The 12,383-nt window shown below is 72.7% G+C and carries 14 protein-coding genes; 6 read left to right on the top strand and 8 right to left on the bottom strand.

Translation table 11 applies throughout. The annotated features are described in order from the left end of the window. Positions 1 to 571: DAK2 domain-containing protein (locus NH339_RS14590; RefSeq protein ID WP_253026616.1), on the bottom strand; the 571-nt coding region annotated here is incomplete at its 3' end. 167 nt (positions 572 to 738) lie between these two features. Here NH339_RS14590 and rpmB point away from each other — a divergent pair. Further along, positions 739 to 924, top strand: coding sequence for a 50S ribosomal protein L28 (gene rpmB / locus NH339_RS14585; RefSeq protein WP_055965440.1), 186 nt, complete (start codon positions 739 to 741; stop codon positions 922 to 924). After that, positions 894 to 2,348, top strand: coding sequence for an amidase (locus NH339_RS14580; RefSeq protein ID WP_253026614.1), 1,455 nt, complete (start codon positions 894 to 896; stop codon positions 2,346 to 2,348). The genes rpmB and NH339_RS14580 overlap by 31 nt, the downstream gene beginning before the upstream one ends. Positions 2,349 to 2,378: 30 nt before the next feature. On the opposite strand, the gene NH339_RS14575 is transcribed toward NH339_RS14580, so the two are convergent. Continuing rightward, positions 2,379 to 3,356, bottom strand: coding sequence for a thiamine-phosphate kinase (locus tag NH339_RS14575; protein WP_253026612.1), 978 nt, complete (start codon positions 3,354 to 3,356; stop codon positions 2,379 to 2,381). An 80-nt stretch (positions 3,357 to 3,436) separates the two neighbouring features. On the opposite strand from NH339_RS14575, the gene NH339_RS14570 reads away from it, so the two are divergent. Both NH339_RS14570 and NH339_RS14565 read left to right on the top strand, forming a co-directional pair. Continuing rightward, on the top strand, positions 3,437 to 3,673 hold the full coding sequence (locus NH339_RS14570; protein WP_253026610.1) for an Lrp/AsnC family transcriptional regulator: 237 nt from the start codon (positions 3,437 to 3,439) through the stop codon (positions 3,671 to 3,673). Beyond that, on the top strand, positions 3,652 to 4,128 hold the full coding sequence (locus tag NH339_RS14565) for a DUF3515 domain-containing protein (protein WP_253026608.1): 477 nt from the start codon (positions 3,652 to 3,654) through the stop codon (positions 4,126 to 4,128). The genes NH339_RS14570 and NH339_RS14565 overlap by 22 nt, the downstream gene beginning before the upstream one ends. 677 nt (positions 4,129 to 4,805) lie before the next feature. On the opposite strand, the gene NH339_RS14560 is transcribed toward NH339_RS14565, so the two are convergent. Next, positions 4,806 to 5,879, bottom strand: coding sequence for a D-alanine--D-alanine ligase family protein (locus NH339_RS14560; protein ID WP_253026606.1), 1,074 nt, complete (start codon positions 5,877 to 5,879; stop codon positions 4,806 to 4,808). Between the two features lie 116 nt (positions 5,880 to 5,995). Between NH339_RS14560 and NH339_RS14555 the strand changes: the two genes are divergently transcribed. After that, positions 5,996 to 7,060 (top strand): PLP-dependent aspartate aminotransferase family protein, encoded by a 1,065-nt coding sequence (locus tag NH339_RS14555; RefSeq protein WP_067858642.1) that lies wholly within the window; start codon positions 5,996 to 5,998, stop codon positions 7,058 to 7,060. Between the two features lie 24 nt (positions 7,061 to 7,084). Here NH339_RS14555 and NH339_RS14550 read toward each other — a convergent pair whose 3' ends face one another. The 5 genes from NH339_RS14550 to leuC form a co-directional block, all read right to left on the bottom strand. After that, positions 7,085 to 8,086 carry an NAD(P)H-dependent glycerol-3-phosphate dehydrogenase gene (locus tag NH339_RS14550; protein ID WP_253026604.1) on the bottom strand — a complete coding sequence of 334 codons (1,002 nt, stop codon included), beginning with the start codon at positions 8,084 to 8,086 and terminating at the stop codon, positions 7,085 to 7,087. After that, positions 8,086 to 8,901 carry a 1-acyl-sn-glycerol-3-phosphate acyltransferase gene (locus tag NH339_RS14545; RefSeq protein ID WP_253026602.1) on the bottom strand — a complete coding sequence of 272 codons (816 nt, stop codon included), beginning with the start codon at positions 8,899 to 8,901 and terminating at the stop codon, positions 8,086 to 8,088. The genes NH339_RS14550 and NH339_RS14545 overlap by 1 nt, the downstream gene beginning before the upstream one ends. A 60-nt stretch (positions 8,902 to 8,961) precedes the next feature. Further along, positions 8,962 to 9,438, bottom strand: a complete 477-nt coding sequence (locus tag NH339_RS14540; RefSeq protein ID WP_253026600.1) for a hypothetical protein — start codon at positions 9,436 to 9,438, stop codon at positions 8,962 to 8,964. Between the two features lie 127 nt (positions 9,439 to 9,565). Continuing rightward, positions 9,566 to 10,165, bottom strand: coding sequence for a 3-isopropylmalate dehydratase small subunit (gene leuD, locus NH339_RS14535; protein WP_253026598.1), 600 nt, complete (start codon positions 10,163 to 10,165; stop codon positions 9,566 to 9,568). A 2-nt stretch (positions 10,166 to 10,167) separates the two neighbouring features. Beyond that, positions 10,168 to 11,592 (bottom strand): 3-isopropylmalate dehydratase large subunit, encoded by a 1,425-nt coding sequence (leuC, locus tag NH339_RS14530; protein WP_253026596.1) that lies wholly within the window; start codon positions 11,590 to 11,592, stop codon positions 10,168 to 10,170. Positions 11,593 to 11,702: 110 nt separating this feature from the next. On the opposite strand from leuC, the gene NH339_RS14525 reads away from it, so the two are divergent. Continuing rightward, positions 11,703 to 12,383 (top strand): IclR family transcriptional regulator (locus NH339_RS14525; protein WP_253026594.1); only part of this gene is annotated, 681 nt, incomplete at its 3' end.

The following is a 12,383-nucleotide window of genomic DNA, read 5'->3' as shown; positions in this document are numbered from 1 at the left end:
CGCGACCGCCCGCGTCGACGACACCCGCCTCGGCGAGCCGCGCGAGCTGCTCCGGCGTGCGTTCCAGGGCCACCCTCGCCGACGCGGCCGCCAGGGCGAACACGTCGCGCGCCTCGGCGCCGGACTCGACGGCGTCCTGCGCTCCGTCGGCAGCCGCCTGCGCGACCGAGAGGATCGTGCCCTCCACGGGGCGGCCCACCGCCGCGTGCGCGGCATCGGACGCGGCGCGGAACGCGTGCGCGACGTCGTCGGCGCGCACCTCCGCGTCGAGGTCGAGGTCGCCGAACACCGCTCGGACGAGCTGGGACAGGATGACGCCGCTGTTGCCCTTGGCGCCCATGAGCAGGCCGTCGGTGTGCGCCCGCACCAGGTCGGGCAGCGCGACGTCGTCGGGCAGCGCCGCGACGGCGTCGGCACCGGCCACGAAGGTCAGGTACGCGTTCGTGCCGGTGTCGCCGTCGGGCACGGGGAAGACGTTGAGAGCGTCGATCTCGGCGCGCGCCGTGGACAGCGCCTGCACGCAGAGCTGCGTCCACGCGCGGAAAGCGTCGGCTCGCAGGCGCAGGACCATGGGGGCAGGTTAGCGTGGTGCACCGACGTGCCGCCGGGTACCGCGAGGGCGATTGGCCCCGCCGCCGGGGCATCGGCTATCCTTACGTGGTTGCCCGTTCACCGGGCACACCTTTCGTACGTTCGTCGTCCGACGAACCCGTTCTCGAGCTTGCAGGAGTGGTCGCTGTGGCAGCGGTCTGTGACGTGTGCACCAAGGGACCCGGCTTCGGCCACAACGTGTCCCACTCGCACCGACGCACGAAGCGTCGTTTCGACCCCAACATCCAGCGCGTGCGCGCCGTCGTCGACGGCACGCCCAAGCGCCTCAACGTCTGCACGTCGTGCCTCAAGGCCGGCAAGGTCAGCCGCTGAGGCAGGTCCACGCCTTCGGCGACGACGCGCTCGGTGAGCTCGACGCCGTCGCCCTGGCAGCCGCGATCCGTCGCGGCGACATCAGCGCGGTCGACGCTGCTCAGGCAGCTGTCGACCGCGCTGCGTGCGTGGAGCCGCACCTCGACGCGATCGTCGTCGACGACGTCGAGCGAGGGCTGAGGCTGGCCGCGAGTCCGCTCACCGGCCGCCTCGCCGGCGTGCCGACGTACGTCAAGGACAACACCGACGTCGCCGGTCTGGCGACCCGTCAGGGCTCCCGGGCCATGCCCGACGTCCCCGCCGCGGCCGACGCCCCGTTCACGACCCAGCTGCGTGCGGCCGGGCTGGTGCCGCTGGGCAAGTCCTCGTTGCCGGAGTTCGGCTGGAGCGCCAGCACCGAGTTCGACCAGTGGGACCCCACGCGCAACCCCTGGAACACCGCGTTCTCCAGCGGTGCGTCGTCGGGCGGCGCCGCCGCGCTCGTCGCGTCGGGCGTCGTGCCGATCGCGCACGCCAACGACGGCGGCGGGTCGATCCGCATCCCCGCCGCAGCCTGCGGACTCGTCGGGCTGAAGCCCACGCGAGGTCGGCTCGCGCCCGACGTGCACGCGGCGCAGCTGCCGGTCGACGTCGTCTGCAACGGCGTCCTGACCCGGACCGTCCGCGACACCGCCCACTTCCTCGCCGCCGCCGAGGCGCACCGCACGGCCCCCGGCCTGCCCGCGGTAGGTCTCGTGGAGGGACCGTCGACGCGGCGGCTGCGCGTCGGGCTGGTCCTCGACTCGCTCACCGACACCCCCACCGACGCCGAGACGCGCGCCGCGGTGCTGGCCACCGCCGAGCTGCTCACGTCGCTCGGCCACGACGTGGTCGAGGTGCCGCTGCCCGCCGACGACACGTTCGTCGACGCGTTCACGCACTACTGGGCCATGCTCGCGTTCTCGACCCAGCACTTCGGGCGTCGTGTGATGCACCCCCAGTTCGACAAGACCGCGACCGACCCGCTCACCCGGTTCCTCGCCGCTCGGTTCGCCCGCTCGTTCTGGCGCCTGCCGCGCACCGTCCGCGCACTGCGGCGCTCCGAGCACGTGGTGCGCGCACACTTCGCCGAGCACCGGCTCGACGCGGCCCTCTCCCCCACCGTCGCGCACACCACGCCGCGCCTCGGTCACCTGTCGCCGAACCAGCCCTTCCCGGAGATGTTCGAGCGGCTCGTCCGCTACGCCGCGTTCACGCCGTTGAACAACGCCACCGGGACGCCCGCCGTGTCGCTGCCGCTCGGCCGCACCGGCGACGGACTGCCGATCGGCGTGCAGCTGCAGGCCCTGCACGGTCAGGAGCGCCTGCTGCTGGAGCTCTCCTACGAGCTCGAGGCTGCGCGACCGTTCCCGCGCATCCAGGACGGCGTCGCGCCGCTCACGTAGCCGCGCGACGAGGGGCCTGAGGGGGCCTGGTCAGCGCCAGTGACGCCAGCCGGGCTCGCCCTCCCACGCCGCGCCGTCGACCAGCACCGACGGCGCAGCGCCCTCGGGCACGTGGCGCACCTCGCCGACGACCGTCCAGCCGTCGGGCAGCACCGTGGGCGCGCTGAACGTCGCCGCGAGCGCGTAGTCCTCGCCACCGGTCAGCACGAGCGAGAGCGGGTCGAGGCCGAGCGCCTCGCCGACCGTCAGCAGAGGGGCGTCGATCGTCAGCTCCGACGTCCGGAGGTCGACGACGACGCCGCTGGCGCGTGCCACGTGGCCGAGGTCGGCCAGCAGGCCGTCGCTCACGTCGATCATGGCCGTCGCGCCCGCGTCGGCTGCTGCACGGCCGGCCCAGTACGGAGGCGTCGGCACGCGGTGGGCGTCGACCACCGCCTTCGGCGAGCGGAAACCCCGACCCAGCGTCGCGAGACCGGCCGCCGACCAGCCGAGGCGTCCGGCCACCGCCACCACGTCGCCCGGGAGCGCGCCCGAGCGCCGGACCGGACGCGGCGCGTCGCCCATGACGGTCACGGCCACGACGACCACGTCGCTCGCCGTCATGTCGCCGCCGACGACGTGCGCGCCGACCACCGCGGCCTCCTGCTCGAAGCCCTTCGCGAGCTCCACGACCCACGCCGACGGCGTGTCGGCGGGGACGCCGAGCCCCACGGTGAGCGCGGTCGCCACCCCGCCCATCGCGTTCACGTCGGACAGGTTCGCCGCGGCCGCCTTCCGCCCGATCTCCAGGGCCGTCGACCAGTCACGTCGGAAGTGTCGACCCTCCACGAGCAGGTCGGTGGAGACGACGAAGGTGCCGTCGGCGGTGCGGACGTGGGCGGCGTCGTCGCCGGGCCCGATGAGCACCCGCTCGGACGTGCCACCAGCCTCCGTGACCCGGTCGATCAGGCCGAACTCGCCGACGTCGGACACCGTCCCGGGCCCCGGACCCTGCTGCTGCGCTGGCACTCGTCCATTGTGGACCAGCCGGACGCCGGGACACCGGCGTGGTCGGCTATGGTGTCGAGGTTCCCGAGCAGGAGGTCCTCATGACGGTCCACGCCTACATCCTCGTCCAGACCGAGGTCGGCAAGGCCGCCCAGGTCGCGCAGGAGATCTCCGCGATCCCCGGCGTCACCGTGTCCGAGGACGTCACCGGCCCGTACGACGTGATCGTCCGCGCCGAAGGTCCGTCGATGGACCAGCTCGGCACGCTCGTCGTGCAGAGCGTGCAGAAGGTCGCCGGCATCACCCGCACGCTGACGTGCCCCGTCGTCAAGATCTGACTCGTCGCGCCGGCCTGCTGGCCGCCGCCCTCGTCGTCGTCCCGCTGAGCGCCTGCGGGAGCGGCGTGCTCGTCGACGCCTACCCGACCGAGCCGGGCACCGACGTCGACTGCCAGGCGCTCCTCGCCGACCTCCCCGCCTCCGTCGGCGGTCTCGACAAGCGCGGCCTGGAGCAGGACGTGCCGGCCGCCGCCTGGGGCGACCCGCCCGTCGTGCTGCGCTGCGGCGTCCCCACGCCCGACGCGTTCGAGCCGACGTCGCAGTGCGCCACCTTCGACGACGTCGACTGGTTCGGCGAGCAGACCGCCGACGGCTTCCGCTTCACGACCGTCTACCGGCGCGTCAACGTCGAGGTCGACGTCCCCGCCGTGCACGACCCCGCCTCCGACGTCCTCATCGACCTCGCCGCCAGCATCGAGAAGCACGTCCCCGCCGAGCGGCGCTGCCAGGGCTGACGTCGCGGTGGCTCGGCCTCGACTCGTCCTGCGGCTGCGTCGGTGCGGCTTCTCGTTCGACCTGCCGCTGCGTCGGCGCGGCTTCTCGTTCGACCTGCGGCTGCGTCGGCGCGCCTTGGACTCGTCCTGCGCTCCGAGAGGGCTTCGACCGGGCGGCTGGCGACGGCAGTGGTCTGGGGTCTCGGGCTGCGGGTCGGTGCTGCGGTGGGCGCAAGATTCCGCGTATGCGCGTCCCATCGGTGGATCTGCCACCTTCTGACGGCTGTACAGGTGGTGGATCCACCGCTGAGCGGGTCAGAGGTGGCAGCGCTTCTCCCTTCTCGTGGACCGTGCCACGAGAAGGGAGAAGCGCTGCCCACCCCACCCCCCAGGGCACCCAGCATTCTTCCTTCGTGCGCTGAAGGTCGAACGCTTCTGCGTTGATGACGGGATCCCGTATCCAACGCAGAATCTTTGGAATCTCAGCGCACGAACGCAGATTCTTGGGTCCGACGCGGGCCACAGCCCGAGTGCCCGAGCCGCCACCGCCGCCAGCCGCCCGGTCGAGGCCCCTTTCGGAGACCACACCCAGCGCCAGCCGAGGCAGCGCACCAGCAAGGTCGCGACCGCCGCCGGCAGCGCACCAGCAGACCCAGACCCCCCGCGGCAGCGCAGCCGCAGGACGAGGACGAACCCCGTCAGCGCAGCCCGGGCGAGCGGTGGAGGGCGAGCTGGAGGAGCCGGTCGACGAGCTCGGCGTAGCCGATGCCGGTGGCCTCCCAGAGGACGGGGAACATCGACGTCGACGTGAAGCCGGGCATCGTGTTGATCTCGTTGATGACGAGGCCGTCGGGGGCGGAGTCGGTGGCGAAGAAGTCGACGCGGGCCAGACCCTCGCCGCCGATGGCGGTGAAGGCCTTCACGGCGTAGTCGCGGATGCGCGCGGCGAAGACGTCGGAGATGTCGGCGGGCACCAGGTTGGCGCTCGTGCCGTCGAGGTACTTGGCCTCGAAGTCGTAGAAGTCGTGCGTGGTGTCGTCGTTGCGGACCTCGCCGACCACGCTCGCGAGCGGGGTGCCGTCGGGCTGCTGGATGACGCCGACCTCGAGCTCGCGCTTGTTCACGGCGGCGGCCTCGACGATCACCTTGGGGTCGTGCTTGCGGGCAGCCTCGACCGCCTCGACGAGGAACCCGACGTCGTCGACCTTGGTGACGCCCGAGCTCGACCCGGCCCGGGCCGGCTTGACGAACACGGGCAGTCCGAGCGCACCGACCCGCGCGAGCACCTTGTCGCGCTCGGTGTCCCACTGGGCCGGCAGGATCGTCACGTACGGGATCTGCGGCAGGCCGGCAGCCGCGAACACCGTCTTGGTGAACGGCTTGTCCATGCCGACCGCACTGGCCAGCACCCCGGCCCCCACGTAGCGCACGCCCGCGACCTCGAGCAGACCCTGCACGGTGCCGTCCTCACCCCAGGGTCCGTGCAGCAGCGGCAGCACGACGTCGACGTCGCGCAGCTCCTCCCACGCGAACGGCTCCCCGTCGACAGCCACCTCCGGCAGCCCGCTCGCAGGCACCGGGGCGGAGAGGTCGTCGCGCACCCAGCGGCCGTCTGGCGTGATGCCCACGGTGAGGACGTCATAGCGCTCGCGGTCCACGACCGCCACGACGTTGCGCGCGGTGAGGCAGGAGACTCCGTGCTCGCTGGAACGCCCGCCGAAGAGGACGACGACCCGAGGACGGGCGGGCACGGTGCTGGAGGTCTCGTTCATCGCCCGTCAGCCTAGCCCGCGCCGACGACGTGCCGCGGGAGCCTATGGAACATGTCACGGCGGAAGAGGCCCTCGGCCCCTGGGCTGTGTCGGCGGCGGCCTGCACAATGGAGGTCATGCACGGACCCGAGCTCTCGTCGTCGACCATCGCCGTCGGAGCCGGGCGTCCTGCTCGCACCCCGGGGGCCCCGCTCAATGCGCCGATCACGCTGGCCAGCGCCCTCGTCCCCGGCGGCGAGTCCGAGTACGGACGTCACGGCAACCCGGCGTGGACCGCGTTCGAGGAGGTGCTGGGAGCCCTGGAGGGCGGTCGCGCCCTGGCGTTCGCGTCGGGCCAGGCGGCCTGCGCGGCCGTGTTCGACCTCGTCCCCGCCCGGGCGGCCGTCGTCGCGCCCGCCGGTGCCTACTCCGGCACGCTGGTGCAGCTGCGCGAGCGCGCCCGACGCGGACTCATCGACCTGCGGCTCGTCGACGTCACCGACACCCAGGCCGTGGTCGACGCCGCCGACGACGCCGCGCTCGTCTGGCTCGAGTCGCCCACCAACCCGCTGCTGGAGGTGGCCGACGTCGAGCACATCGCCGCCGAGGCGGCGCGCGCCGGCACGGCCGTCGCCGTCGACAACACGTTCGCGACGCCGCTGCGGCAGAAGCCGCTCGAGCTGGGCGCCGACTTCGTCGTGCACTCGGCCTCGAAGCTCATCTCCGGGCACAGCGACGTCATCCTCGGCGCCGTCGTCACCGGCAACCCGCGGGCCCACCGCGCGATCGAGGCCCGCCGCGCCAACCTCGGCGCCATCCCGGGGGCGATGGAGTGCTGGCTCGCCACCCGCGGCATCCGCACGCTGCACGTCCGCCTCGACCGCGCCGAGGCCAACGCGCGCGAGATCGCCCGACGTCTGCAGTCGTCGTCGGTGGTCTCCGGCATCCGTTACCCGGGCTGGGGCACGATCCTGTCCTTCGAGGTGCAGGGCGGGCCGGAGATGGCGCAGAAGGTCACCGAGCAGTCCGACGTCATCACCCACGCCACGAGCCTCGGCGGCGTGGAGTCCACCTGGGAGCGACGTCGCCGGCACGCGGCGGAGCCCGACGTGGTGCCCGAGGCGCTCGTGCGTCTCTCGGTGGGCATCGAGGACGTCGAGGACATCTGGTACGACGTCGAGCGGTCCCTCGCGGCGATCTGACGCCCGCGCAGGGCGACGCGAGGGTCAGCGGACCTCGGGCTTGGCCTCGCGCGAGATGAGCGCCTTCACGAGCGCCTCGGGGTCCATCTCCCCCGCGATGAGCGCGGCCACATGGGTGACGATCGGCATGTCCACGTCGTGGGCAGCGGCGAGCTCCGCGACGGAGCGACACGACTTGACGCCCTCGGCGACCTGCCGGGTCTGCGCCGTCACCTCCTCGACGCTGAGGCCCTGACCGAGCTTCTCGCCGAAGGTGCGGTTGCGCGACAAAGGCGACGAGCAGGTGGCCACCAGGTCGCCCATGCCGGCGAGCCCCGAGAAGGTCAGCGGGTCGGCACCGATCGCGACGCCGAGCCGTGCGGTCTCGGCGAGACCGCGCGTGATCACCGACGCCTTCGTGTTGTCGCCGAAGCCGAGACCGATGCACACGCCGACGGCCAGGCCGATCACGTTCTTGGTGGTGCCGCCGAGCTCGCACCCGATGACGTCGGTGTTCGTGTACGGGCGGAAGGCAGCGGTGTGGCACAGCTTCTGCAGCCGCTCGGCGACGGCCTGGTCGGCGCACGCCACCACGCTGGCCGCCGGCTCGCGCCGGGCGATCTCCTTCGCGAGGTTCGGGCCGGTGACCACGGCGATGCGCTCGGGACCGGCACCGGTCAGCTCGGCCACCACCTCGCTCATCCGCAGGTGCGTGCCGAGCTCGACGCCCTTCATGAGGCTGACCATGACCGCGGCGTCGTCGATCGCGTCGCCCCAGTCGCCGAGGTTGGCGCGCAGCTGCTGGGACGGCACGGCGAGCACCACGACCTCCGCGCCGTCGAGCGCCTCGCGCGGGTCGTGGGTGGCGCGGATGGTCTCCGGGAGCGCGATGCCGGGCAGGTAGTCGGCGTTCTCGTGCGTCGCGTTGATCCCGTCGCAGAGCTCGGCGCGGCGGCCCCACAGACGCACGTCGTTGCCCGCGTCGGCCAGCACCAGCGCGAACGCGGTGCCCCACGATCCTGCTCCCATCACGGCGGTCCTGGCCATCACGGCTCCTTCGGGGTGTCGTCCGCGCCCGACGGGGCAGGGTCGGCTGGAGGGGCGACGTGGTCGGTCGCGTCGGTCGGTGCACGGTACGCGGTCCGGGGGGCGGCGAGCGTGTGCACGTCGATCCGGGGGCCGCTGGGGAGCTCGCCGCGGATCTCGCCGACCATGGCGGTCAGCGTGTCCATCAGGCGGTCGGTGGCCGTGCGCAGGACGTCCTCGGTGATCGGCAGGCCGACGAGGTCGGACAGGTCGACCGGGTCGCCGACCACGACGTGGATGGTCTTGCGCGGCAGGAACCGGGGGAGCTTCGTGTACGGCCAGAGGATGCGCTGCGCGCCCCACTGCGCGAGCGGCACGAGCGGACGTCCGGTGGCGAGCGCGACCCGGACCGCTCCGGTGCGCCCGCTCATCGGCCACAGGTCGGGGTCGCGGGTGATGGTGCCCTCGGGGTAGATCGAGATGACCTTGCCCTCCTCGACCGCGGCGACGGCCGAGCGCAGCGACTCCGCGGCACCCTCGGTGCTGCGGTGCACGGGGATCTGCTCCGCGCCGGCGAGCAGCGGCCCGAGACCCGTGACGGAGAACAGCGTGTCCTTCGCGAGGAAGCGCGGCGCCACGCCCTGGTCGACCATGAAGTGGCTGATGAGGATGGGGTCGAGGTGCGAGATGTGGTTCGGCGCGATCACGTAGCCGCCGTCACGCGGCAGCTTGTCCACACCCCGCCAGTCGCGCCGGGTCACGACCATGAGGAACGGCCGCAGGATCCGCACGATCCACCGGGTCGCTCGCGGCAGCTCTGCCCGGGGACGATCCATGGGGCCGACCCTATGACGTGCGGCCACCCTGCGGCGTGACGGGCGGCACGTGTCGGGTCCTCAGGGGCTCGTCGGGTGCTCCGCGCACCACCGGGCCAGCCGGCGGTGACGGTGCCGGAAGATCGCCGTCACGACCGCGCGGGTGGCACCGGCGCCATGGCGCAGGCGGGGCTCGATCGTGAGCCTGTCGTGCACCTGCGTGGCACCGTCGTCGACCGACGACAGCGTGCGCTCGTGCTCCCACCGACGCGCGGACAGCATCCGCGAGACCTCCCGGAACCGCCGGCCGGGCTCGAGCTCGACCACGGTGAGGTCGTCGTACTCCACCGGCAGGACGCCGAGGAGCCGGAGCCAGGCCTTGCCGAGCGGCTGCCCGACGGGGAGGGTGTCGACGTCGAGGTGCTCGGTGCCGCGCGGCATCGACATGAGCAGCCACGGGAGCATCTCGTGCTGGATGCCCGCCACCGACGCCACCCGCTCCCACACCGCCTCACGCGGCAGCGGCACGGTCGACGCGACCTCCACGACCACGACCATCGCTGGCTCCCGTCACTCCCGGGCCCTGCGGACCCACTCCGGCCTCACTCTCGCACCGGCACCGCGGGTGCGGTCAAGAGCGCATGGCGCCTCTCGGCACCTCGCTGGACGGACGTCCGGGCGAGGGTCAGAGCGTGGCCGGCTTGAAGGCCGGTCGACGCTGCTCGTAGGCCGCGATGTCGTCGTCGTGCGACAGCGTGATGGCGATGTCGTCGAGACCCTCGAGCAGGCGCCAGCGGGTGTAGTCGTCGATCGTGAACGAGTCGACGATCGCGTCAGGACCCTCGCCGGCCCGCACCGTGCGCGACTCGAGGTCGACCGTGATCTGGGCGCCCGGCTCCTCCTCGAGGAGGTCCCAGAGCCGCTGCACGACCTTCTCGTCGACCTGCGCGGCCAGCAGACCGGCCTTGCCCGAGTTGCCGCTGAAGATGTCGCCGAACCGCGAGCTGATGACGGCCTTGAAGCCGTAGTTCTGCAGTGCCCACACGGCGTGCTCGCGCGACGAGCCGGTGCCGAAGTCGGGACCCGCGACAAGGATCGTCGCGTGCTCGTACGGCTCGCGGTTGAGCACGAAGTCGGGGTCGTTGCGCCAGGCCGCGAACAGGCCGTCCTCGAAGCCCGTGCGGGTGACCCGCTTCAGGTAGACGGCGGGGATGATCTGGTCGGTGTCGACGTTGCTGCGACGCAGCGGCGCGCCGACGCCGGTGTGCGAGGTGAACTTCTCCATGGTCAGACTCCTGCGGTCGCGCGGACGGGCTCGAGGTCGGCGGGGCTGGCCAGGTGGCCGAGGACGGCCGTGGCGACCGCGACGTCGGGCGAGACGAGGTGCGTGCGGCCACCCTTGCCCTGGCGACCCTCGAAGTTGCGGTTCGACGTCGAGGCGCTGCGCTCGCCCGGCGTGAGCTGGTCGGGGTTCATGCCGAGGCACATGGAGCAGCCCGCGCCCCGCCACTCGGCGCCGGCCTCGGTGAACACCCGGTCGAGGCCCTCCTCCTGCGCCTGCAGCCGGACCCGCACCGAGCCGGGCACGACGAGCATGCGGGTGCCGTCGGCGACCTTGTGGCCCTTGATCAGCTCGGCCGCGCGGCGCAGGTCGGAGATGCGACCGTTGGTGCACGAGCCGACGAACACGGTGTCGACGGCGATGTCGCGCAGCGGCGTGCCAGCCTCCAGACCCATGTAGGCGAGCGCGTTGGCGGCGGCCTCACGCTCGATCGGGTCCTCGAAGCTCTCGGGGTCGGGGACCGTCGCCGACAGCGGGGCGCCCTGCCCGGGGTTCGTGCCCCACGTGACGAACGGGGTGACCTGCGAGGCGTCGAGGTGCACCACCTTGTCGAAGTGGGCGTCGTCGTCGGTGACCAGGTCGCGCCAGTAGGCCACGGCCTCGTCCCACGCCTCGCCCTGCGGGGCGTGCGGACGGCCCTGGATGTACTCGAAGGTCGTCTCGTCGGGGGCGATCAGACCGGCCTTGGCACCCCACTCGATGCTCATGTTGCAGATCGTCATGCGCTCCTCCATGGAGAGCGCGCGGATGGCCTCGCCGCGGTACTCGACGATGTAGCCCTGACCACCACCGGTGGTCTCCTGCGTGATGAGCGCCAGGATGAGGTCCTTGGCGGTCGAGCCCTCGGGCAGCGTGCCCTCGACCTCGACGGCCATCATCTTCGGCTTGGCCTGCGACAGCGACTGCGTGGCCAGCACGTGCTCGACCTCGCTCGTGCCGATGCCGAAGGCGATGGAGCCGAACGCACCGTGCGTCGACGTGTGCGAGTCGCCGCAGACGATCGTCATGCCCGGCTGGGTGAGACCCAGCTGCGGGCCGACGACGTGGACGATGCCCTGGTCGATGTCGCCCATCGGGTGCAGCCGCACGCCGAACTCCTCGGCGTTGCGACGCAGCGTCTCCACCTGGGTGCGCGACACCGGGTCGGCGATCGGCTTGTCGAGGTCCGTGGTCGGGATGTTGTGGTCCTCGGTCGCGAGCGTCAGGTCGGGACGACGCACGGGCCGACCGGAGAGCCGCAGGCCGTCGAACGCCTGGGGGCTCGTCACCTCGTGGATGAGGTGGAGGTCGATGTAGAGGAGGTCGGGCTCACCGTCTGCCGTGCGGACGACGTGGTCGTCCCAGATCTTCTCCGCGAGCGTCCTGCCCATCGCGATCATCTCTCCTCTGACGTGTCGTCCAGGTCCGTGGTGCGCATGTCCTGCGGCGCGTGAAGAGCATAACACTTGCGTCTCACCATGCGATACGGCAGTATCAAGGCATGGACAACGCCAGCGGTGTGGGAGTGCTCGACAAGGCAGCCCTCGTGCTCTCCGCCCTCGAGCCGGGTCCCGCCACCCTGGCCGGTCTCGTCGCCGCGACCGGGCTCGCCCGCCCGACCGCGCACCGGCTCGCCGTGGCGCTGGAGCACCACCGCCTGGTCTCCCGCGACATGCAGGGTCGCTTCGTGCTCGGCCCGCGCCTCGGCGAGCTCGCCGCCGCAGCCGGTGAGGACCGCCTGCTGGCCGCCGCCGGCCCGGTGCTCGCCCGCCTGCGCGACATCACCGGTGAGTCGGCCCAGCTGTACCGCCGTCAAGGCGACTTCCGCGTCTGCGTCGCCGCGGCCGACCGACCGACCGGCCTGCGCGACTCGATCCCGGTCGGCGGTCAGCTCACCATGGCCGCCGGGTCCGCCGCCCAGATCCTGCTCGCGTGGGAGGACCCCGAGCGGATGAACAAGGGCCTGCTCAAGGCGACGTTCTCCGCCGCGGAGCTGTCGGCCGTGCGCCGACGTGGCTGGGCCCAGAGCGTCGGCGAGCGCGAGCCCGGCGTCGGCTCGGTCTCGGCCCCGGTGCGCTCCCCCTCCGGCAAGGTCGTGGCGGCAGTGTCGGTGTCGGGTCCGCTCGAGCGCCTCACCCGGCAGCCCGGACGCATGCACGCGCCGGCGGTCGCCGCCGCGGCG

Source organism: Aeromicrobium sp. CnD17-E, assembly GCF_024124745.1.
Taxonomy (GTDB): Bacteria; Actinomycetota; Actinomycetes; order Propionibacteriales; family Nocardioidaceae; genus Aeromicrobium.
Note: the sequence above shows the minus strand (reverse complement) of the source record. Positions and strands in the feature narration are given on the sequence as shown.

Bases quoted from the DNA above. Each gene is read 5' to 3' on its own strand.
- NH339_RS14570 (WP_253026610.1), top strand. From the start codon at position 3,437: ATGACGGTCCACGCCTACATCCTCGTCCAGACCGAGGTCGGCAAGGCC.
- NH339_RS14560 (WP_253026606.1), bottom strand. From the start codon at position 5,879: ATGAACGAGACCTCCAGCACCGTGCCCGCCCGTCCTCGGGTCGTCGTC.
- NH339_RS14555 (WP_067858642.1), top strand. From the start codon at position 5,996: ATGCACGGACCCGAGCTCTCGTCGTCGACCATCGCCGTCGGAGCCGGG.
- NH339_RS14550 (WP_253026604.1), bottom strand. From the start codon at position 8,086: ATGGCCAGGACCGCCGTGATGGGAGCAGGATCGTGGGGCACCGCGTTC.
- NH339_RS14545 (WP_253026602.1), bottom strand. From the start codon at position 8,901: ATGGATCGTCCCCGGGCAGAGCTGCCGCGAGCGACCCGGTGGATCGTG.
- NH339_RS14540 (WP_253026600.1), bottom strand. From the start codon at position 9,438: ATGGTCGTGGTCGTGGAGGTCGCGTCGACCGTGCCGCTGCCGCGTGAG.
- leuD (WP_253026598.1), bottom strand. From the start codon at position 10,165: ATGGAGAAGTTCACCTCGCACACCGGCGTCGGCGCGCCGCTGCGTCGC.
- leuC (WP_253026596.1), bottom strand. From the start codon at position 11,592: ATGGGCAGGACGCTCGCGGAGAAGATCTGGGACGACCACGTCGTCCGC.